Source organism: Frondihabitans sp. PhB188 (assembly GCF_003752365.1).
Taxonomy (GTDB): Bacteria; Actinomycetota; Actinomycetes; order Actinomycetales; family Microbacteriaceae; genus Frondihabitans.
Window position 1 is genome coordinate 445,952 of sequence record NZ_RJUO01000002.1, and the last position, 20,449, is coordinate 466,400.

A 20,449-nucleotide genomic window follows, 5' to 3' on the forward strand; every position below is an offset into this window, starting at 1 on the left:
GCTGATGTTTCTTTCCGTCCGCCCGGACAGGCTGCCCCGGCGAAGCCTGTCGGCGCGCTACCCCCTCGGGAGCCACACCCGCATCGTCGAGGGCCCGTCGTTCGCCCAGGTGGCGTAGGGGACGAGCATCGCGTGGCGCCCTGGCCCTTCGGCCGGGACGGCGTCGCCGTAGGGCCACGCCGGATCGACAGTGGAGATGTCGCGGACGGTCACCCCGGCGCCGCGGTCTGTCGTCCACAGTGGCTCGTCCGTGTCCACGACGACGTCGTTGACCGAGCCCCCGGTCTCTTCGAGGCAGAGGACGAGGGGACCTCGCTCGACGGCCACGGTGCCGCGGATCGCGTCGATCCGAGGGTCCGGGGTGGTCCACCGCGCCTCCATGGGCAGGTCGAGCTGGACGGTGTCGCCCGCTTCGAAAGCCCGCGAGACGATGGCGTGGTCGGCGTCGACGCTGCGTGGCTGCTCGCCGACGAGGCTCAGGACGGCGCCGGCACCCCAGGCCGGGATTCGGAGTCGCAGGTCGACCGAGCGGCCGGTGCTCCGGCGCCAGGTGACCGTGACGCGGCCGTCGAACGGGTAGCCGCTCGCGACGGAGAACTCGATCGGCGTACCGTCGGCGAGTGTCGTGTGCACGTCGTAGTCGCCGTACTGGTGCAGCTGGATGCCGTCGTCGGTCTTGGTGGCGAAGTACAGCTCGACGCTGGCGAGCGTGCGCGCGACGTTGGTCGGGCAGCACGACACCTCGAACCACGGCGCTCGGAGGCTCGACAGAGCCCGGGCGTTGATGTCGACCTCGGACGGCACCGTGCCGGGAACACGCTGGTGGAGAGTGTTGGTGTAGAAGAAGGCTCGGCCGTCTTCCCGCGGGGACGCCATGACGTTGTTCAACAGCGTGCGCTCGATGAGGTCTGCATACGCCGAGTCGCCGTTCTGCAGGAGCAGGCGCCACGACAGCATCGTGGAGGCGATGCCGGCGCAGGTCTCCGAGTAGGCGCGGTCCGGCGGGAGCTCGTGGTCGACGCCGAACGCCTCGTCCTGGTGGTGCGATCCCATGCCGCCGGTGACGTAGGTGCGGGTGGCCACCGTGTGCCGCCACTGCTGCTCGACGGCGTGGGCGAGTTCCTGATCCCCTGTCTCCACTGCGACGTCGAGCGCGCCTGAGGCCAGGTACAGGGCGCGTACCGCGTGGCCTCGGAGGGTCGTCGCCTCGCGGACGGCCACGTCGTCCTGGAAGTACTCCTGGCCGTACTCGATCGGCTTCAGGAGCCCGTGCCCGCGGCGCTCGACGAACAGGCCGGCGAGCTCGATGTAGCGGGGCTCGTCGAGGGCTCGTCCGAGCTCGACCAGTGCGGGCTCTATCTCGGGGTGGCCGCAGACGGCGACCCGCCCGTCGGGCCCGAAGGTCTCGTAGAGGTGGTCGGCGAGGCGGACGGCGACATCGACGAGCTCGCCGTGGCCGACAGTGCGGATGCGGGCGACGGCGGCCTGGATCAGGTGGCCGAACGAGTACAGCTCGTGACCCCACTCGAGGTCCGAGTAGCGCGGGCGCTGCCAGGAACGGCCGAAGGACGTGTGGAGATAGCCGTCGGGGTCCTGCGCCGCTGCCACGCGCGAGACCAGCGAGTCGTAGCGGGCGTTCAGCTCGGGGTCGCCACCGCGGCCGAGCTCCCAGGCCATGCCCTCGAGGAGCTTGTAGATCTCGGAGTCGACGAACTCGATGCCCGAGTGCTGCCAGCCGGTCTCGCCGGATGCGGCACGGTCGAAGTTCGAGGTCCAGCCGATGCGCTCCATCCAGGTCTCGCAGTGAAGCAGGACGACCTCGGCGTTGGTCCGCTGCCAATCGCGCCAGTAGCCCTTGGTCAGATGGATCTCGCTGGAGTCGAGCGGGGTGAGGAGCGAGGTCGACGGCGACACGGGACCGCCGCGTCGATTGGTCGAGCGACCTTCTGTGCCGGGGGCCGCGAGGGAGATGGTGTCGGTCATGGTCAGTCCTTCACGGCGCCCGCGGTGACACCGGCGGCGACGTAGCGCTGGGCGACGATCAGCAGGATGGTCGCGGGGATGGAGGCGACGACGGCGGTCGCCATGATGGAGTTCCAGTCCTGGTTGTTGTTGCCGATGTAGCGGTAGATGCCGAGGGTGATCGTCTGGGCGTCCCCGCCGGAGTTGAGAGTCGAGGAGAAGACGAAGTCGGACCACGCCCACAGGAACGCGAAGAGGCTCACGGTCACGATCGAGTTGCGGCTCACGGGCAGGACGACGCTCAGGAACGTGCGCATGGTGCCTGCGCCGTCGAGTTTCGCGGCGGACATCAGCTCGTCGGGGATCCCGCTCATGAAGGCGGTGAAGATCAGCACGCCGAAGGGCACGGCGAGGGTGGAGTCGGCGATGATCAGGCCGGCGGGCTGGTTGAGGATGCCGAGGTTGAGGTAGATGGCGTAGAAGCCCATGGCCACGATCACCTGCGGGATCATCTGAGCGACCAGCAGGACGAACGAGAGTGCGCCCCCGCCCTTCGGCCGCAGCTTGGCCAGCGAGTAGGCCGCGGGAGCGGCGACGACGACCGTGAGCAGGACGGTGCCGAGGCCGATCACGAGGCTTGTGCCGAGGTAGGGGAGCTGCTGCTGGATCACGGCGATGTAGCCGTCGAAGGTCGGTGCGAACGGGAACCAGGATGGCGGCGAGCTCCGCATCCGGTCGGCCGGCGTCAGCGAGACGTTCACCATCCAGTAGATGGGGAACAGCATGATCGCCGTGAAGACCAGGCCGAGGAGGGTCTTGTGCCAGGTGCGGCGGCCGCGCCGCCTGCTTCCGGGAGCGACGTTCGAGAGTCGAGTGGTGATGCTGGACATCAGGCGTCCTGCCTTTTCTGCACGCGGAGGTAGAGGAACCCGAAGATGAGGGCGATGACGATGAGGAGGTTGCCGACGGCGGCGGCCGGGCTGAAGTCCGGCAGAGTGCTGCCGAAGCCGAGCTGATACGACCAGATGGCGAAGGTGGTGGACGAATCGCCCGGGCCGCCCTTGGTCATGATCCAGATGATGTCGAAGACCTTGAGCGTGTAGACGAGGCCGAGAAGGATCGTGATCGCCGACACCGGCTTGAGCAGAGGGAACGTGATCCGCCAGAACTTCTGCGACGCGTTGGCGCCGTCGAGCGAAGCCGCCTCGTAGATGTCCGTCGAGATGTTCTGCAGGCCGCTGTAGAGGATCACCAGGTTGAACGGGATGCCGATCCAGATGTTCGCGATGATCACTGCGACGAGTGCCCAGTGCGGGGAGGTCAGCCAGTTGATGCCGGTGCCGCCGAAGCTCTGGATAACGGAGTTGATGACGCCGGAGTCGCTGTTCATCATCCACGACCAGGTCGAGGCGCTGACGATGAGCGGCAGGAGCCAGGGCACCAGGAACAGGGCCCGCAGGGTCGAGGAGAGCCGGAAGTTCTGGAAGAAGAACACGGCCAGGGCCATGCCGATCGTGAACTGGAAAGCGATCGAGATGCCGGTGAACAGCAGCGTGTGAACGAGTGCCGGTCCGAACGTCGGGTTCTGGAAGATCGCGGTGAAGTTGGCGAATCCGACGAACGGGGCGTTGCCGTCGATGAACGACCGGACCGTGTAGTCGCGCACGGAGAGGTCGACGTTCTTGAAGAGCGGGTACGCGTAGAAGATGACGAGGTAGGCGACGACCGGGGCGATGAACCCCCAGGCGGTGAGCTGGTCGGCGCGGAATCGCTTCTTCAGAGAGGGTCGGGGCGGGAGGCCGGCGTTCGTCGCCGGCCTCCCGTCGGGCACGGCGGCCTCAGGGCGTTCGATGATGGTGCTGCTCATGGGGATGCTCCTGCGGGCTGCCGTGTCGGGGGTGGGGGATTACTTGATTGCCGCGGCGGCGGCGGTCTGCGCCTGCTTCAGGGCGGCGTCGGGCGTCTGCGAGCCGCTGAGGCTGTTCTGCACGGCCTTCCAGAGCTGCTCGGAGATCTTGGGGTACTTCGTGCCGAGGTTGTCGCTGGTGCGACCCTTGGCGTCGCCGACCGCGGTGACCCAGGGCTCGAGGTCCGGGTCGGCCGCGACCTGCTTCTCCTGCGCGGCCTTGGTGGGGGCGACGTACGAGAGGGTGGTGTCGGTCGAGACGTAGTTGGCCGTCGAGGTCAGGCACGACTGGATCTTCTTCGAGACTGCGTAGCGAGCAGAGTCCTTCTGGACCGGGATGGTCAGGAACTCGCCGCCCGTCGGCGCGGGAGCCGCTCCGCCGGCTTTCGCCGGGATCGAGATGATGCCGTAGTCGATCTTCGACGCCTTGACGCCGGCGAGCTGCCAGGTGCCGTTCTCACTGAAGGCGAAGTCGCCGGTGAGGAACTCCTGCCAGGAGGTCGTCTGCGTGTTGTTGATGACCGAGTTGGGGGCGTAGCCCTTGTCTACCCAGTCGGTCCAGAGCGAGAGAGCCGATGCCGCGTCCGACGAGTCGAGCTTCGTCAGGTCGGCTCCCGACCCCCAGTACCAGGGCAGGAACTGGAAGCTGCCCTCTTCGGTGCCGATGGCCGAGAAGGTGATGCCCTTCTTCCCGTCCGCCTTCACCTTTGCGAGCGCCGCGGTCAGGGAGTCCCACGTCGTGATCTTCGAGGCGTCGACGCCGGCCGCGCTCAGGATCTTCTTGTTGTAGTAGAGCGCGAGCGTGTTCGCGCCGATCGGAACCCCGTACGTCTTGCCGTCGACCTGGCCGGCCGCGAGGATGTTCGCCTCGATGTCGGAGGTGCTGGTCTTGGTCTCCGAGGTGTCCGTCAGCAGGCCCGCATCGGCGAGAGTGGAGACGACGGGGTTGTCGACGAGCAGGAGATCGGGCGAGTTGCCCTGCTGGCCGGCGAGAAGCGCCTTGCTGGTGAGATCCGACGTGTCGTAGCCGGTGCGCTTGATCGTGACGCCGGCTTCCGTGCCGCACTTCTCAACCAGTTTCGTCCAGGCGGACGACGCGTCGAACTGCGGATACGGGTCCCAGAACGTGTAGGTGCCCTTGGCGGCGGAGCTGCCGCCACCGGATCCGGTGGAGCAGCCGGTGAGCGCGACGGTGGCGACGGCGAGACCGGCGAGCGCGGTCAATGCGCGCTTGCGGCGGAAGAACGAGATCACAGTGATTCCTCTCTGAATGCAGCGTGTCTGCAGGATGCGGGACGGAGAGGTCCGCTGTGGGGACTCGATCTCTCCGTTGAAACCAAAACCGAAACCGGTTTCGGAAGGACCATATTTTGTGGACCGCTTGCTTGTCAACCCAGTCCTGAACTAATTTCGGATCATGTCCATCACCGGCGGCCCGCCCCGCGAAGCCTCCGGCAAGGTCACCCTGACGGATGTCGCACGCGCCGCGGGCGTCTCTGTCGCGACAGCCTCGAAGGCGCTCAACAAGCGCACCCACGTCAAGGAGGCCACCCGGCTCCGGGTTGAGGCCGCCGCCGCATCGCTGGACTTCACGCCGAACTACTTCGCCCAAGCCCTTAATTCGTCGCGCACGAACACCATCGGCATGATCACGAGCGACCTCGACAACCGCTTCGTCCTGCCGATCCTGCTCGGCGCGGAGGACGCGTTCGGGTCGGGCTCCCTCTCGGTCCTGCTGGCCGACGCCCGCGACGATGTCCTGCGAGAGCAGCTGCACATCCAGACCCTCATGGCACGGAAGGTCGACGGCCTGCTGATCGTGGGACGCACGACGAACCCGCGACCGCCCGCGACCTTCGCCTCGGACATCCCTGTGGTCTACGTCTACGCGCCGTCGACCGATGACGCCGACTCGTCGGTCACGCCGGACAACCATCTGGCTGGTCGACTGGCCGTCCGCCACCTCGTCGAGTCGGGCCGGCGCGGCATCGCTCTCGTGAACGGCGAGGCCTCGTATGCGGCCGCCCAGGATCGCGCGGCGGGCGTGATCGCCGAGCTCGCCGACCACGGACTAGAGCTGGCCGGCGGGCGGGCGCTGTTCGGCCAGTGGGGAGAAGCCTGGGGGCGTGACTGCGCTCGACTGCTCGTGAACGGCGATCCGAGCATCGATGCGATCATCGCCGGCAGCGACCACATCGCTCGCGGGGTGCTCGACACCCTCCATGACCTCGGCAGGCGAGTGCCGCACGACATCGCAGTCGTCGGGTTCGACAACTGGGATCTGCTCGTCACGGAGTCACGACCGCCCCTGACGAGCGTCGACATGAACCTGCAGCATCTCGGCCGTGTCGCGGCCCAGCGGCTCGTCGACGCCATAGCCGGCGTCGGCCATCCCGGCCGGTCGTATGAAGCCGTGCACGTCGTCGGACGCGAGTCGGCCTGACGCAGGGCAAAGCAAAGCCCCGCACTCCTTGAAGTGCGGGGCCTCGCCTTACTGCTGTCTCAACTCAGTTCTCTTGCTCTGCTCCACGACTTCTTTGCTGTCGTGTGACATCTTCGCTGTCGTGTGACTTCTTCAGTGTCGTGTAGCAAGCACGTGCGCTCGAAGGGACTCGAACCCCCAACCTTCTGATCCGTAGTCAGATGCTCTATCCGTTGAGCTACGAGCGCGCAGGTTGTTTCTGGCCGAATGGCCAGAGGAAACATTACACGAGGGCGGGGGTGGGCGCGAATCGAGGTCTCCATCTCGAGTTCCTGCGCCCTGATCCGAGGGCGGGGTGTGCGCCTCCTCACCGCTCTTTGGCGGTCGGGACAGAGGCTCCTGTCAGGCGCCGTGCGGTTGGATTACGGGGTGAACGCCACCACTCTCCCGACCCGGACGGCCGTGCGTCGTCATGTGCCGGCCCGGTGGATGCTGACGAGCGTCGGCTCGGTGATCACTCTGGGCGGCGTGTACACGGCGGCGGTGCTGACCAAGCAGGGCCAGATGATCGAGGACTCGATCCTGCGGTCAGTCGACGGCGAGACCCTGCTGAAGTCGGGGCGGGCCCTCGACGCGATCACGATCCCGGCGGTGCTGGCCGCGGTCGGCGTGGTCGTGGTGATCGCGTTCGTGCGGCGGCGGCCGGGTGCGGCACTGCAGGGAGCGGCCCTGATCGTGGGCGCGATCGCGACGGCGCAGGTCGTGAAGGCGATCGCTCCGCGACCTGAGCTCACCTCGCTGACCCTCAGCAACAGCTTCCCGAGCGGGCACGTGACCATCGCGGTCGCCGGCGTGCTGGCGCTCGGCACCGCGTTCGGGCGCCACCTCCGGCCGCTCATCATGATCGTCGGCACGCTCTTCGCCGCCTGGGTCGCCGAGCAGACGGTGGCCTTCGGCTGGCACCGCGTCAGCGACGTCGTCGGGGCCTGCGCGGTCAGCATGCTGTGGCTCGCGATCGTGCGGAGCGCCGCGGCCGTCTGGTCGAACGACGCCCGCGACACGGTGGGACGCAAGGCGCACGGCTTCACGTCGGGGCTGCTGGGCCTCGCGATGGTGGCGACGCTCGCGGCCGCCGGGGCGATCTTCGCGATCGGCGTCGGCGAGGACATGACTCTGACCATGTCGACAGGTCCGGGTGTGCTGGTCGGCGCGCGGCTGCTGTCGTCGGGCGTGGTCATCGCGACGGCGTGGCTGGCGTGGAAGCTCGACCGCTCGATCTGACCGGCACCGCTCCCGTCTTCTCCCCGCCGCCTGCCCCTGCCCCTGCCCCGCCCTGCCCTGCCCCCGCTCGTCGCCGAAAATTCAAGGAAATTTTTGCCGCGACGACCGCCTATCGGCATGAGGTCGGCTGCGTCCGCGCTTTTCTCCTTGAATTTCGAAAAGACCGGGACGCCCGAGGCAGGAGCGGGGCGCGGCGCGGCGAGCGGACCCAGACGGCCGGGTCACGCCCCGAAAGCCAGCCCCAGTGCGTAGGTGACGGCGGCGGCCCCGTACCCGATGGCGAGCTGGCGCAGGGCCCGGCGCAGAGGCGAGGTACCCGACAGGAGGCCGACGACGGCCCCCGTGCCGAGCAGGGCGAGCCCGACGAGCACGGCGGCGACCACGACGGCCGTCAGCCCGGTGGCTCCGAAGAACAGCGGGATCAGGGGGATGACGGCGCCCGACGCGAAGAACAGGAAGCTCGAGACGGCGGCACCGAGGCCCGACCCGATGGCCTCGTGCGCGTCGGCGGAGGCCGAGTCGGCACCCCCGGCGGGGAAGGCGGGCGCGGGGAGCGCGGCGAGGGCGTCGCGGGCGCGGGTGTCCGCGAGTTCCTGCGACATGCCCCGGGCGCGGTACACGAGCGACAGCTCGTTGGCGTCGACGTCGAGGTGGCGGAGCGCGTTCTGCGCGTCGGGATCGGGCGTCGACGCCGCGAGGAGCTCGCGCTGCGACGAGACGGAGACGTACTCCCCGGCGCCCATCGAGAGCGCACCGGCGAGCAGCCCCGAGAGGCCCGTCACGAGCACCACCGCGTGCGAGGCCCCTGTCGCACTCACGCCCAGGATCAGCGCGAGGTTCGACACCAGACCGTCGTTCGCGCCGAACACCGCCGCCCGGAACGTCCCCGACAGCCGCGACCGCCCGCGTTCGGCGAGCCCGCGCACGACCTCGCCGTGGATCCGCTCATCGGCCGCCATGGCGTCCGTCGCGTCGGCGTCGGCGTCGTACGGCGAGCGGCCCTCGGCGCTCTGCACGAGGGCCAGCACGAAGATCGAGCCGAAGCGGCGGGCGAGCAGGCCGAGGATCCGGGTGCGGAGGTCGGTGCCGGCGGGCTTGCCCACGCGGTCGCCCAGCAGATCGAGCCAGTGCTGCGCGTGGCGCCCCTCGGCGTCGGCGAGGGCGAGCAGGATGTCGCGCTCCTCCCCCGCGCGCCGCGCGGCCAGGTCGCGGTAGACGGCCGCCTCCGCTCGCTCGTCGGCGAGGTAGCGGCGCCACCGTCGCAGGTCGGCCGGGGTGGGCGTGCGGGTGGGCGCCAGGTCGCTCATGCCGCAAGGGTAGTCCGCGCGCCGGACTCGGAGCCGCCGCGACTACCGTGGGCTCGTGCTCCTGATCGGCGTCGACCTCGCGTGGGGCGAGGGGTCTCCCGCCAGGCCGGCGTCGACGACCGGGCCGGCGACCCGGGCGAGGCTGGCGAACGAGACCGGCGTCTGCGCGATGCAGCCCGACGGCACGATCGTCGACGCGGGCTGGACCCGCGGGGTCGACGCGACCGCCGAGTGGATCCTGCGCCACACCGGCGCGGGGGCGGTCATCGCCGTCGACGCGCCCCTCGTCGTGCCGAACGCGACGGGCATGCGCGAGTCCGAGAAGCAGGTCGGGCGCGCCTACGGCCGCTGGAAGGTCTCGTGCAATGCGACCAATCAGGCCCTCCCCTGGCTCGCCGGCCTCCGTCTGCGCGATCTCCTCGACGAGCACGGCGTGACCGTGGTCGCAGGAACATCGCCACCCGCCGACGGAGCCCGAGTCGCCTTCGAGTGCTACCCGTTCACCACCCTCGTCGGGATGTCCGAGCTGGGCTACGACGTCGAGCGGCCGCGGTACAAGCGGCTCGACCGGGCGCTCCCACCCGCTGAGGCTCGGCTGGCCCGGCGCGCGGCGACCGACGACCTGATCGGGCGGCTGGCCCGGCTCGACGCCGCCGACCCTCCTGTCGACCTCCGGTCGCACCCGCTCACAGCCGACCTGCTGGAGTCGCCCACGCCGCTCGACGGCCCGGGGCACAAGCATCGCGAAGACCTGATCGATGCCGTGCTCTGCGCCTGGACGGCGTCGGTGTGGCTGCGGCACGGGCTCGACCGCACGCAGGTGCTGGGGCGCGACGAGCCGCTCGACGAGGCGGGGCGCCCTGCGACGATCGTCACGCCGTGCCGGCCGACGCAGCGCCTGCTCTGACCCGCTAGAGCTGCTTGCGCATCTCAACCTCGCGCCCGCCGGGCTCGAGCTCGTAGGCGAGGCGGCGGCCGGTGTCGACGAACCCGCGCTTCTCGTAGAACCGGACGGCACGCCGGTTGTCCTCGTGGACGTGCAGGAACAGCTCCTCGCCGTACCCGTCCGCCCAGGCCTCGACGGCGTCGAGCAGGAGGTCGGCGACGCCCGCCGCCGCCCCGCGGAAGTCGGGCGCCACGTAGACGCCGACGAGCAGCGGTTCGCCGCCCGTCGGAAGGTAGCCGCCCATCGTGCCGATCCAGCGCCCGGAGGCGACCTCGATGGCGGCGAACGAGGCGGAGCTGCGGTCGGTGCCGCGGCGGCCGCGCAGGCGCCACTCGGGCTCCTGGTGGCGCAGAGCCGTCTCGAGCGTCTCGCCGTACGCGATGGGGGTGTCGGCCAGCATCTCGAGGCGGAGCGACCGCACCTGGCGCCAGTCGTCCTCGCTGACGGAGCGGACGGCGAAGCTGGAGTGCATGGAGAGACCCTATCCGTCCCGGTGAGGGGGCGCTGGTTGCTCAGGTGAGCCTGCCCGCCGAGCAACCACCGACCCCTCACGCCGGGGCATGTGAACAATCAGGCGCGTGAGCGGACCACCGTGAAGGAGGCGTCGCGGACGATCAGCGTCGAGACCGGAGCGGCCACCTGCTGCTCGCTGTCGCTGGAGATCGCCAGCTCCCACTCCCCGGAGGGCGCCTCGGGCAGCGTGAACTCGACGCCGTTGTGGGCGGCGTTCATCAGGACGGCCAGGGTGTCGGCGCCCTCGTGCGCGAGAACGAACATGACGGCGCGGTTCTCGGGATCCTGCCAGTCGTGCTCCTCGAACGGACGGGCATCGGCGCGGAGGATCTCGACGGTCGAGGCCGAGTCGCCGGGGGCGGTGCGGAACCACTCCGGGCGCAGGGCCTTCGACGACTTCCGGAGCGAGACGAGCGCGGTGGTGAAGTCGAGGAGCTCCTGGTCGACGTTCTCCCAGTCGAACCACGAGATCTCGTTGTCCTGGCAGTAGGCGTTGTTGTTGCCGCCCTGCGTGCGCCCGAGCTCGTCGCCGCCGAGCAGCATCGGCACGCCGGCCGACAGCAGGAGGGTGCCCAGCAGGTTCCGCTGCTGGCGGCCCCGCCACTCGAGCACCCCCGCGTCGTCGGTGTCGCCCTCGACTCCGCCGTTGAACGAGGCGTTGTTGCTCTCGCCGTCGTTGTTGTCCTCGCCGTTCGCCTCGTTGTGCTTCTCGGCGTACGAGGTGAGGTCGCGCAGGGTGAAGCCGTCGTGCGCGGTCACGAAGTTGACGCTCGAGACCGGCGCGCGGCGGTCGCCCTCGTACACGTCGGGGCTGCCGAGCACGCGCTGGGTGAAGGTGCCGAGCACGTCGCCCGAGCCCCAGTACTCGCGGGTGTCGTCGCGGAACTTGCCGTTCCACTCCGACCAGTCGGCCGGGAATCCGCCGACCTGGTAGCCCGCGGTGTCCCACGGCTCCGCGATGAGCTTGACCGGCGCGAGCACCGGGTCCTGGTGGCAGAGGTCGAGGAACGCGCTGTGCTTCTCGGCGTCGCCGTCCTGACGGGTGAGCGTGGTCGCGAGGTCGAAGCGGAAGCCGTCGACGTGCATCTCGGTCACCCAGTACCGCAGCGAGTCCATGATAAGGCGCAGGGCGGCCGGGTGCCCGACGTTGAGGCTGTTGCCGGTGCCGGTGGTGTCGAAGTAGCTGCGGCGGTCGTCGTCGACCAGCCGGTAGTACGACGCGTTGTCGATGCCCTTGAACGACAGCGTCGGCCCCTGGTGGTTGCCCTCGGCGGTGTGGTTGAACACCACGTCGAGGATCACCTCGAGCCCCGCCGCGTGGAACGCCTTCACCATCGACTTGAATTCGGCGACCTGCTGGCCGGCCTGGCCCGACGACGAGTACTCGTTGTGCGGCGCGAAGAACCCGATCGAGTTGTAGCCCCAGTAGTTGCGGAGTCCCTTGTCGGCGAGGGTGTCGTCCTGCACGAACTGGTGCACGGGCAGCAGCTCCACGCTGGTCACGCCGAGCTTCGTGAAGTGCTCGATGACCGCAGGAACTGCGAGACCCGCGTAGGTGCCCTGCGTGTCCGCCGCGACCCCCGGGTGCCTCTTCGTGAACCCCTTGACGTGGACCTCGTACAGCACCGTCTCGGCCAGCGGCACCTGCGGCGGTGCGTCGTCGCCCCAGTCGAACGAGTCGTCGGTCACGACGCACTTCGGCATGGACGCCGCCGAGTCCTCGTCGTTGCGCGCGAACGGGTCGTCGAACTCGTGCGAGAACAGGGCCTGGCCCCACTCGAAGCCGCCGTCGATGGCGCGGGCGTGCGGGTCGAGGAGGAGCTTCGCGACGTCGTGGCGGAGGCCGTTGGCGGGGTCCCATGCGCCGTCGACCCGCAGACCGTAGTGCGTGCCCGGAGTGATGCCGGGAACGAAGCCGTGGAAGACGTACCCGGTTCGCGTGTCGAGTTCCTGCCGGGTCTCGGCGCCGTCGGCGTCGAAGCTGCAGAAGTAGACGGCCGTGGCGGTCTCGGAGTAGACGGCGACACGGACGCCGCCGTCGACGACGGAGACACCGAGCGGGTACGGGTAGGAGGAGGTCATGGCTCAGTGATACCGGTCGGCGGCTGAGATCGTCCGGCCGCGACGTACCCCGGCCGGGCCGATACGCTGGGACGATGCCCTCGACCCCTCTCCGGATCGCCCTGGTGTGCCTGCACACGTCACCCGCGTCCGATCCCGGGATCGGCGACGCGGGCGGCATGAACGTCGTCGTCCGGAACCAGGCGGTGGCCCTCGGGGCGCTCGGCCACGAGGTCGAGGTGCTCACCCGCCGATCGTCGCCCGACCAGCCGGAGTCGACGTCGCTGGGTGACGGCGTCGTGCTGAGGTTCCTCGACGCGGGCCCCGCCGAGCCCCTGGCGAAGGGCATGCACGAGCTCTACATGGCCGACTTCGGCGCCGCCCTGGAGGCCTTCGGGCCGTACGACATCGTGCACTCCCACCACTGGTTCTCGGGCATCGCGGCGATGCCCTACGCCCGCGAGCGCGGGCTGCCGCACCTGCAGAGCTTCCACTCGATCGCCGCCGATCCGGCGAGCCCGCTGTCAGACGGTGAGAGGCCCGAGTCGCCCGGGCGCCTCGCCGGCGAGGCCCGGCTGGCCGTCGAGTCCGACGGCGTGGTCGCCATCTCGGCCGCCGAGGCGGAGACCGTCGTGCACCGCCTCGGCGGCGACCCCGACCGCGTGCACGTCGTGCCGCCGGGGGTCGACTCGGTGATGTTCCGGCCGGGTGCGCGCTCGGAGACGCGTTTCGTCGTCGCGGCCGGCCGCCTGGACCCGCTCAAGGGGTTCGACCTGGCGATCGAGGCCGTCGCCGCGATCCCCGCCGACGTGCGCCCCGACCTCGTCATCGCCGGCGAGGAGTCGGTCGACTACCGCAGCTACCCCGGCGAGCTCCGCGCCCTGGCCGACGGGCTCGGCATCGGCGACCGGGTGCGGTTCGTCGGTCCGCAGCCGCGCGCCGACCTCGCCGCGCTGCTCCGCGAGGCCGCCGTGGCCGTCGTCCCGTCGCACTCCGAGACCTACGGCCTGGTGGCCCTCGAGGCTGCTGCCAGCGGCACGCCCGTCGTCGCTGCGGCCGCGGGCGGCCTCCGCGAAGCCGTCGTGGACGGCGTGACGGGCGTCGTGCTGCGGTCGCGCGCCCCCGAGGTCTGGGGATCGACGATCGAGCGCATCCTCCGCGACGGGGGCTTCGCTGCGTCGCTCGCGACCGCGGCGCGCGTCCGTGCCGCCGGGTTGAGCTGGGCCCACTCCGCCGACGGGCTCGTCGCCGCCTACCGGCAGGTCACCTCGGTGCGCTAGCTTCTGCCCTATGAGTCGCATCGTCGCAGTCGAGTACGTCACCCTCGACGGGGTCTTCGAAGAGCCGGGCTGGTCGGCGCCCTACTTCGCCGAAGAGCTCCAGGCGTTCCAGTACAACAACCTCATCGAGGCCGACGCCCTGCTGCTCGGCCGCGTCACCTACGAGGGCTTCTCGCAGGCGTGGCCTCAGATGGAGGCCGAGACCGGCGAGTTCGGCGTGAAGATGAACTCGATGCCGAAGTTCGTCGCGACGTCTACGCCCGACGCGCTGACGTGGAACGCGTCTCCGCTGGCGACCGACGTCGTCGAGGCCGTGCGCGCCCTCAAAGACGACGCGTCGACCGGCACGCTCCTGATCAACGGCAGCGCGCAGCTGCTGGGCGCCCTGGTCGCCGCGGGCCTGGTCGACGAGATCCGCCTCATGGTGTTTCCCGTCGTCGTCGGCACCGGCCGCCCGCTCTGGGCGCCGGGCGCGGGCCCCGTGCCGCTCACGCTCGCCGAGGCGCGCACGACGGCCACCGGCGTCGCGATCCTGACGTACACCCCCGGTGCGCTGGCGCCCTGACGCCCCGCCGGCGTCCCTTCGCTAACCGTTTCACGCACCGCTGACCGTCGCGTCGGCGAGTCGTGCGTCAGACGGTTAGCGAAGCGGCCCGGGGGGGACCGCTCTACTGCACCGCCGCCGTCAGCCGGCATACGTTGTCGAGGATCCGCGACAGCAGCGGCCGGTCGAGCCACTCGGTCAGCGACAGCTCGCGCGACTCGGCCCGGTAGTCGTCTTGCACCTTCGCGAGCTCGGAGACGAACCTGCGGCCGCGGATCATGACCGAGACCTCGAAGTCCAGGCTGAACGACCGCATGTCCATGTTGCTCGACCCGACGACGGCGACGTCGGAGTCGACCGTGAAGTGCTTCGCGTGCAGCACGATCGGCTTGCGGTACAGGAAGATGCGCACGCCGGCGCGCAGAAGCGTCTCGTAGTACGAGCGCTGAGCGTGATAGACCATGAACTGGTCGCCGACCTCGCAGGCGAACAGCTGCACCTCGACGCCGCGCTGGGCCGCGGTCGTGATCGCGTAGAGCATGGAGTCGTCGGGAACGAAGTAGGGGCTGACGATGATCAGCTTCTCCTGGGCGCCGTAGACGAGCGCGTTGAAGAGGCGGAGGTTGTTCTCGCCCTCGAACCCCGGCCCCGAGGGCACGATCTGGCAGTCGAGCGTGTCGGGCTCGACGACGTCGTGGATGGGGTCGGCCTCGCGCTGCAGGAGCTCTTCGGTCTCGGCGAACCAGTCGGTGATGAAGATGGCGTTCACACCGGCGACGACCGGACCCTCGAGCTGGAGCATCAGGTCTTTCCAGCGCAGGTGCCGACGCCGGTTGGAGGCCTTGTTGTAATCGGGATCGACGAGGTTCTGCGAGCCCATGAAGCCGATGGTGCCGTCGATCACGACGACCTTGCGGTGATTGCGCAGGTCGGGGCGGCGCCGCAGCAGCGTTCGCGCGTTCACGGGCAGCATGGCGCGGTTCGGGATCCCGGTGCGCTCGAGCCACGCCAGAGTGTCTCTGGAGGCGGGGTTCCGCATGGTCGTCCAGTGGTCGTAGAGCACCCGGACGGTGACGCCCCTCCGGTGCGCGTCTTCGAGGGCCCGGCAGAACTCGACCGTCGCCCTGTCGTAGGCGAAGAGGTAGAACTCGACGTGCACGTAGCGCTCGGCCTTGGCGATCGCGTCGGTCATGGCGCGCATCGTGCCCGCGAAGTCGGCGAGGATGTGCGCGTCGTTGCCACCCACGAGCGGCATTGCGCCGAGCTTGCGGTTCAGGTCGACGACCGAGCCGAACCAGCGCGGCCAGCTCTCCTCTTTCGTGACGAGGTCGAGGCCCGACGTCGTCTCGAGGATGAACCCGTTGATCTCGGCCTGCTTCTCACGGCGCCCCTTGGGGAGAAGGGTCGAGCCGAACAGGTTCAACGCCATCACGCCGGGGATCGGCGCGGCGAAGATCGCGAGGAGCCACGCCAGGGCGGTGGTCGGGCGCCGGTTGCGGGGCACCGCCATGACCGATGTCACCCGGAGGAAGAAGTTGATGCCGACGACGATCTTGGCCACGGTCGCCGTGATGGACTTCCAGCTCATGGTCTGAGGCTAGCGCCTGCCTGCGGCCCTCGTGAACGCCGCCACACGGGTCAGAGCTCGGTCACCCGCCCCGCCTCGACGCGCCACTGCCGGTCGAGCCGCACGGTCTCGAGCATGCGCCGGTCATGGGTGACGAGCAGCAGGGTCCCGTCGTACGAGTCGAGGGCCTGCTCGAGCTGCTCGATGGCGGCGAGGTCGAGGTGGTTGGTGGGCTCGTCGAGCACGAGCACGTTCACGCCGCGGGCCTGAAGCAGCGCGAGCCCGGCACGGGTGCGCTCACCCGGCGACAGCTCGTCGACGGCGCGGCCGGTGTGGTCGGCCTTGAGCGCGAACTTCGCGAGGAGCGTGCGGACCTCGGCCTGCGTCAGCTCGGGCACGAGGGCCTCGAAGACGTCGGCGAGCGCGCGGCGGCCGGTGAAGACGCTGCGGGCCTGGTCGACCTCGCCGACGGCCACCGTGGCGCCGAGCGAGGCGGAGCCGGCGGCGAGTTCCTGCCGCCCGAGAAGAGCGCGGAGCAGCGTCGACTTGCCAGCGCCGTTCGGGCCGGTGATGCCGATGCGGTCGCCGCCGTTCACCTGCAGCGACACGGGCCCGAGGGCGAAGTCGCCCTGCTCGACGACGGCTTCCGAGAGGGTCGCCACGACGGACGACGAGCGCGGCGCCTGGCCGATGGTGAACTCGAGCTGCCACTCCTTGCGCGGCTCGTCGACCTCGTCGAGGCGGCTGATCCGCGACTCCATCTGCCGGACCTTCTGCGCCTGCTTCTCGCTCGACTCGGCGGCGGCCTTGCGGCGGATCTTGTCGTTGTCGGGCGACTTCTTCATCGCGTTGCGGACGCCCTGGCTCGACCACTCGCGCTGCGTGCGGGCCCGCCCGACGAGGTCGGCCTTGGTCGCGGCGAACTCGTCGTAGGCGTCGCGCTTCTGCTGGCGGGCGATCTGGCGCTCGTCGAGGTACGAGTCGTACCCGCCGCCGAAGAGCCGGTGCGTCGCCTGGGGCAGGTCGAGCTCGAGCACGGCGGTGACCGATCGGCGCAGGAACTCGCGGTCGTGACTGACGAGCACCGCGCCGCCGCGCAGGCCGCCCACGAACTCCTCCAGCCGCGCGAGCCCGTCGAGGTCGAGGTCGTTCGTGGGCTCGTCGAGCAGCACGATGTCGAAGCGGCTGAGGAGCAGCGCGGCCAGCCCGACCCGGGCGGCCTGCCCGCCCGAGAGCGCCGTCATCTCGCTGTCGATCCCGACGGCGTCGTCGAGCCCGAGGTCGGCCAGCACGACGGGCACCCGCTCGTCGAGGTCGGCCGCGCCCGAGGCGAGCCATCGGTCGAGCGCCGTCGAGTAGGCGTCGGCCGCCGCGTCGCCCCCGTCGGGGTCGGCGAGAGCAGCTGCGGCGGCGTCCATCTCGAGCGTCGCCGTCGCGCAGCCCGTCCGGCGGCCGATGTACGCGCCGACGGTCTCGCCGGCGATCCTCTCGTGCTCCTGCGGCAGCCACCCGACGAACGCGTCTCTCGGCGAGAGCGACACCGTCCCGGCGAGCGGCTGGTCGACGCCGGCGAGGAGGCGCAGCAGCGTCGACTTGCCCGCGCCGTTGACGCCGACGAGGCCGATGACGTCGCCGGGGGCGACGGTCAGGTCGAGAGAGTCGAACAGCGTGCGAGCGGCGTATCCGCCGGCGAGCCCCTTGGCGACGAGCGTGGCGGTCATGCCCCCATCGTCCCATCCCCGCGCGCCCCGCGCCCCGCGCCCGCGCCCCGCGCCCCGCCCCGCGCCCCGCCCAGCCCCGCCCCAGGCCGGTGAGGAGTCGCTGGTTGCTCGCCGCCAGGGCGGTTTAGAGCAACGAGCGACTCCTCACCGGCCTGCCGGCGGGGGCGGCGGGGCGGCGGCGCTGGGGCGCCGGGGCGCCGGGGCGCCGGGGCGCCGGGGCGCCGGCGCGCTAGCGCCGCACGTGCAGGGGGATGCCAGCGGCCACGTCGCGCGCGTCGGCCTCGGGGTCGCGCCCGACGCCCAGGATCGGCTCGACGATGCTCTCGATGGCGCGGGCCACGAAGGCCTCGTCGAGCGGCAGCTCGCGCTGGGCGGCGTGCTCGACGGCGAGCGAGTGCACGGCGCGGGTGACGAATGCGGCGTCGTACCGCAGGGGCTCTGCCTCGCCGCGCGACACGGCGCGCTTCACGATGACGGTCAGCGAGCGGGTGCGCTCGGCGTGGGTGGCGGCGTCGAAGGCGCGCCAGATGTCGGGGTCTCGAGAGATCGCCGCGATGACGTGTCGGAACTCCGCGGGCGGATAGCCGATCGGGCTCACCCAGGTGCGGATCAGGGCCTCCAGGTCGGTGCGGAGCGCCCCCGTGTTCGGGATCGTGGTGTCGACGTCGAAGGCGGCGACCGCGTCGCGCACGAGCGACCGCTTGTCGTCCCAGCGCCGGAAGAGCGTCGCCTTGCTCGCCCCGGCCCGCTCGGCGACGCGGTTCATCGTCAGCGAGTCGAGCCCGATCTCGGCGATCAGCTCCTGCGTGACGCGCAGGAGGCGCTCCTCGACCAGCGGATCGCGGGGTCGGCCGACCTTGCGCGTTCCGGGGCTGTCCACGCCCGAAAGCCTAGACCGCAGGAACTCGGCCGCCTCCCCGATGGTTCCTGAGCGCGTGAACGCCCAGACAACGCCAAGCGGCCTCGGACGCAATGGTCGCGCCGGGGGCCGGGGCGGCAGTTCCTGCGCCCGCATCGCCTCGGGGGTGGCGCCACGCCGCCGCACCTGGCATCCTGGTCGGCTGCCCTCCCGGGCGGCACCGACCGAGGGGGAGCCATGCCTGCCGAGCACACCGACACCAACCGCGCGAACTGGGACGACCGCGTCGAACCGCACCTGGAGGGGTACCGCGTCGACCGGTTCGCGGCGTCGCCCGACTACCTCTCCGACGTCGTGCGGGAGGACGTGCCGCTGATGGCCCCGTTCCTGCCCGGCGGCACCGTCGACGGCCTCGCGCTCGCGCACCTGCAGTGCCACATCGGCACCGACACGCTCAGCTGGGCGCGGCTCGGCGCCACGGTCACCGGCATCGACTTCTCGCCTGCGTCGATCGCGGCCGCGCGCGACCTGGCCGCCGCGTCGGGCCTCGACGACCGCGCGACGTTCGTCGAGTCGACCGTCGACGACGCTCCCGGGCACGTCCACGAGACCTTCGACGTCGTCTACACCAGCATCGGCGTGCTCTGCTGGCTCGAAGACCTGGGCGCCTGGGCACGCACGATCGACGCCCTGCTGAAGCCCGGCGGCCTCTTCTACGTGCGCGACGCCCATCCGATCCTGAACGCGATGGATGACGAGCGCGACGACGGGCTGCTGGTCGTCGGGCGCCGCTACTTCCCGGGGCCTGAGCCGCTGCGGTACGACGACGAGCAGACCTACATCGGCGATCCTGCCGCCACGATCGCGCACCGCACGACGTACGAGTGGCCCCATTCGCTCGCCGAGATCGTCGGCGCGCTGCTCGGCGCGGGCCTCCAGCTGATCGACCTGCAGGAGCACCGCACTCTCCCCTGGGCCGCCCTGCCGCACATGGTCGAGGAGGGCGGCGACTACGTGCTCCCCGAGCACGCCGACCGGCTGCCGCTCGCGTTCTCGATCGCCGCGCGCAAACGCTCCTAGCGACCCAGGTGTCTCGTCCTCGCGGCGGACCCCGCGGGCGGGTGCCGCTCAGTAGCCTCGCGACGTGACCACCTCCCGACGAGCACTGCTCTCCCGACGATCACTGCTCTCCCGACGATCACTGCTCTGGGGCGCAGGAACTGCCGCCACCGCAGCCGCCCTCACCGCCGCAGGCGGCGCCGCCGTCGAGCAGGGGCTCCTGCCGGGCCGCACTACCCTCCACCGCCTGCTGCACCTCGACGGCGCACCCGGCGTCGTGCCCTCCGCCGGCGGGGGCAGCCTCGTGAGCGGCTCGTTCGCCTCGAAGGCCCGCCTCGGGGCCGACGTGGGCTGGTCGATCGCGTACCCGCCCGGCTCAGCGCCCGGCGATCCCCTCCCCGTGGCCGTCGTGCTCCACGGCTACGGCGGCACCCACGCCTCCGCCTTCGGCGGCGCGCACCTGGGCCTCGACCGGTACCTCGCCGCGCACGCCCAGGCCGGCGGGCCGCCGTTCGCGCTCGCCTCGATCGACGGAGGCAACACCTACTGGCACCGGCGGGTGACCGGTGAGGACGCCGGTGCGATGGTGGTGGGCGAGTTCCTGCCGCTGCTTCGGAAGAGGGGGCTCGACGTCGCGCGGATCGGCTTTCTGGGCTGGTCGATGGGCGCCTTCGGCGCGCTGGCGCTCGCCTCGCAGCTCGGCTCGCCGCGCGTGGCCGCGGTCGCTGCGGAGAGCCCGGCCATCTGGCACACGGCCGCCGAGGCTGCGTCGATCGCGTTCGACTCGCCCGCCGACTTCGCCGCGCACACGGTGTTCGGGCGGCAGTCGACCCTCGACGGGATCGCCGTGAGGGTCGACTGCGGGACGGGTGACGGGTTCTACCCGGCCGCGCGCGACTACGTGGCGGGTTTTGCCACGGCGCCCGCGGGCGGGTTCGAGCCGGGTGCGCACGACGTCGGCTACTGGCGGCGGATGGTGCCGGCCCAGCTCGCGCATCTGGGCCGGCACCTCACCTGATCG

Annotated in this window: 17 protein-coding genes and 1 tRNA gene; 7 read left to right on the plus strand and 11 right to left on the minus strand. The window is 70.7% G+C overall.

Annotated elements, in window-relative coordinates; all coding sequences use genetic code 11:
* Positions 1–57: 57 nt before the first annotated feature.
* From EDF46_RS06985 to EDF46_RS07000, 4 genes are read right to left on the minus strand one after another with little or no spacing between them, the layout of a single operon-like run.
* Positions 58–1,983 carry a glycoside hydrolase family 127 protein gene (locus EDF46_RS06985; RefSeq protein ID WP_123505555.1) on the minus strand — a complete coding sequence of 642 codons (1,926 nt, stop codon included), beginning with the start codon at positions 1,981–1,983 and terminating at the stop codon, positions 58–60.
* Between the two features lie 2 nt (positions 1,984–1,985).
* Positions 1,986–2,852 (minus strand): carbohydrate ABC transporter permease, encoded by an 867-nt coding sequence (locus EDF46_RS06990; protein WP_123505556.1) that lies wholly within the window; start codon positions 2,850–2,852, stop codon positions 1,986–1,988.
* Entirely contained in the window at positions 2,852–3,829 is a 978-nt protein-coding gene (locus tag EDF46_RS06995; RefSeq protein WP_123505557.1) for a carbohydrate ABC transporter permease, read from the minus strand. The genes EDF46_RS06990 and EDF46_RS06995 overlap by 1 nt, the downstream gene beginning before the upstream one ends.
* 39 nt (positions 3,830–3,868) lie before the next feature.
* Positions 3,869–5,122, minus strand: coding sequence for an extracellular solute-binding protein (locus tag EDF46_RS07000; RefSeq protein ID WP_233579918.1), 1,254 nt, complete (start codon positions 5,120–5,122; stop codon positions 3,869–3,871).
* Positions 5,123–5,285: 163 nt separating this feature from the next.
* Here EDF46_RS07000 and EDF46_RS07005 point away from each other — a divergent pair, with 163 nt between their 5' ends.
* Positions 5,286–6,311: a LacI family DNA-binding transcriptional regulator gene (locus EDF46_RS07005; protein ID WP_123505558.1), complete on the plus strand. Its 1,026-nt coding sequence runs from the start codon at positions 5,286–5,288 to the stop codon at positions 6,309–6,311.
* Between the two features lie 154 nt (positions 6,312–6,465).
* Here the strand turns inward: EDF46_RS07005 and EDF46_RS07010 are convergent.
* A tRNA-Arg gene (locus EDF46_RS07010) sits at positions 6,466–6,538 on the minus strand.
* 181 nt (positions 6,539–6,719) lie between these two features.
* Here EDF46_RS07010 and EDF46_RS07015 point away from each other — a divergent pair.
* Positions 6,720–7,571, plus strand: coding sequence for a phosphatase PAP2 family protein (locus EDF46_RS07015; RefSeq protein ID WP_158614183.1), 852 nt, complete (start codon positions 6,720–6,722; stop codon positions 7,569–7,571).
* Positions 7,572–7,792: 221 nt separating this feature from the next.
* Here EDF46_RS07015 and EDF46_RS07020 read toward each other — a convergent pair whose 3' ends face one another.
* On the minus strand, positions 7,793–8,878 hold the full coding sequence (locus EDF46_RS07020) for a VIT1/CCC1 family protein (RefSeq protein ID WP_123505560.1): 1,086 nt from the start codon (positions 8,876–8,878) through the stop codon (positions 7,793–7,795).
* A 55-nt stretch (positions 8,879–8,933) separates the two neighbouring features.
* Here EDF46_RS07020 and EDF46_RS07025 point away from each other — a divergent pair, with 55 nt between their 5' ends.
* On the plus strand, positions 8,934–9,785 hold the full coding sequence (locus EDF46_RS07025) for a DUF429 domain-containing protein (RefSeq protein WP_123505561.1): 852 nt from the start codon (positions 8,934–8,936) through the stop codon (positions 9,783–9,785).
* Between the two features lie 4 nt (positions 9,786–9,789).
* Here EDF46_RS07025 and EDF46_RS07030 read toward each other — a convergent pair whose 3' ends face one another.
* On the minus strand, positions 9,790–10,296 hold the full coding sequence (locus EDF46_RS07030) for an N-acetyltransferase (protein WP_123505562.1): 507 nt from the start codon (positions 10,294–10,296) through the stop codon (positions 9,790–9,792).
* Between the two features lie 98 nt (positions 10,297–10,394).
* Positions 10,395–12,419, minus strand: a complete 2,025-nt coding sequence (gene glgX, locus EDF46_RS07035; protein WP_123505563.1) for a glycogen debranching protein GlgX — start codon at positions 12,417–12,419, stop codon at positions 10,395–10,397.
* Positions 12,420–12,493: 74 nt separating this feature from the next.
* Between glgX and EDF46_RS07040 the strand changes: the two genes are divergently transcribed.
* Together EDF46_RS07040 and EDF46_RS07045 are read left to right on the plus strand one after the other, a co-directional pair.
* Positions 12,494–13,678, plus strand: coding sequence for a glycosyltransferase (locus EDF46_RS07040; protein WP_123505564.1), 1,185 nt, complete (start codon positions 12,494–12,496; stop codon positions 13,676–13,678).
* Positions 13,679–13,688: 10 nt separating this feature from the next.
* Complete coding sequence (locus EDF46_RS07045; protein WP_123505565.1) at positions 13,689–14,243, plus strand: dihydrofolate reductase family protein; 555 nt, start codon at positions 13,689–13,691, stop codon at positions 14,241–14,243.
* Between the two features lie 103 nt (positions 14,244–14,346).
* Here EDF46_RS07045 and cls read toward each other — a convergent pair whose 3' ends face one another.
* The 3 genes from cls to EDF46_RS07060 all read right to left on the minus strand — a co-directional run bounded on the left by cls (position 14,347) and on the right by EDF46_RS07060 (position 18,390).
* Positions 14,347–15,810, minus strand: a complete 1,464-nt coding sequence (gene cls / locus EDF46_RS07050) for a cardiolipin synthase (protein ID WP_123505566.1) — start codon at positions 15,808–15,810, stop codon at positions 14,347–14,349.
* A gap of 50 nt (positions 15,811–15,860) precedes the next feature.
* Positions 15,861–17,510 (minus strand): ABC-F family ATP-binding cassette domain-containing protein, encoded by a 1,650-nt coding sequence (locus EDF46_RS07055; protein WP_123505567.1) that lies wholly within the window; start codon positions 17,508–17,510, stop codon positions 15,861–15,863.
* A 229-nt stretch (positions 17,511–17,739) separates the two neighbouring features.
* The gene (locus tag EDF46_RS07060; protein ID WP_158614184.1) at positions 17,740–18,390 is read right to left on the minus strand and encodes a TetR/AcrR family transcriptional regulator; all 651 of its coding nucleotides are present in this window, start codon (positions 18,388–18,390) and stop codon (positions 17,740–17,742) included.
* Between the two features lie 216 nt (positions 18,391–18,606).
* On the opposite strand from EDF46_RS07060, the gene EDF46_RS07065 reads away from it, so the two are divergent.
* Together EDF46_RS07065 and EDF46_RS07070 are read left to right on the plus strand one after the other, a co-directional pair.
* Positions 18,607–19,449 (plus strand): bifunctional 2-polyprenyl-6-hydroxyphenol methylase/3-demethylubiquinol 3-O-methyltransferase UbiG, encoded by an 843-nt coding sequence (locus EDF46_RS07065; RefSeq protein WP_123505569.1) that lies wholly within the window; start codon positions 18,607–18,609, stop codon positions 19,447–19,449.
* A 64-nt stretch (positions 19,450–19,513) separates the two neighbouring features.
* A complete protein-coding gene (locus EDF46_RS07070; protein WP_199738227.1) occupies positions 19,514–20,446 on the plus strand; it encodes an alpha/beta hydrolase family protein in 933 nt (310 codons plus the stop codon).
* The last annotated feature ends 3 nt before the right edge of the window (positions 20,447–20,449 follow it).

Coding starts and splice junctions, on each gene's coding strand:
- EDF46_RS07055 (WP_123505567.1), bottom strand. CDS start 17,510: ATGACCGCCACGCTCGTCGCCAAGGGGCTCGCCGGCGGATACGCCGCT.
- EDF46_RS06985 (WP_123505555.1), bottom strand. CDS start 1,983: ATGACCGACACCATCTCCCTCGCGGCCCCCGGCACAGAAGGTCGCTCG.
- EDF46_RS07065 (WP_123505569.1), top strand. CDS start 18,607: ATGCCTGCCGAGCACACCGACACCAACCGCGCGAACTGGGACGACCGC.
- EDF46_RS07045 (WP_123505565.1), top strand. CDS start 13,689: ATGAGTCGCATCGTCGCAGTCGAGTACGTCACCCTCGACGGGGTCTTC.
- EDF46_RS07020 (WP_123505560.1), bottom strand. CDS start 8,878: ATGAGCGACCTGGCGCCCACCCGCACGCCCACCCCGGCCGACCTGCGA.
- glgX (WP_123505563.1), bottom strand. CDS start 12,419: ATGACCTCCTCCTACCCGTACCCGCTCGGTGTCTCCGTCGTCGACGGC.
- EDF46_RS07005 (WP_123505558.1), top strand. CDS start 5,286: ATGTCCATCACCGGCGGCCCGCCCCGCGAAGCCTCCGGCAAGGTCACC.
- EDF46_RS07040 (WP_123505564.1), top strand. CDS start 12,494: ATGCCCTCGACCCCTCTCCGGATCGCCCTGGTGTGCCTGCACACGTCA.
- EDF46_RS06995 (WP_123505557.1), bottom strand. CDS start 3,829: ATGAGCAGCACCATCATCGAACGCCCTGAGGCCGCCGTGCCCGACGGG.
- EDF46_RS06990 (WP_123505556.1), bottom strand. CDS start 2,852: ATGTCCAGCATCACCACTCGACTCTCGAACGTCGCTCCCGGAAGCAGG.
- EDF46_RS07030 (WP_123505562.1), bottom strand. CDS start 10,296: ATGCACTCCAGCTTCGCCGTCCGCTCCGTCAGCGAGGACGACTGGCGC.
- cls (WP_123505566.1), bottom strand. CDS start 15,810: ATGAGCTGGAAGTCCATCACGGCGACCGTGGCCAAGATCGTCGTCGGC.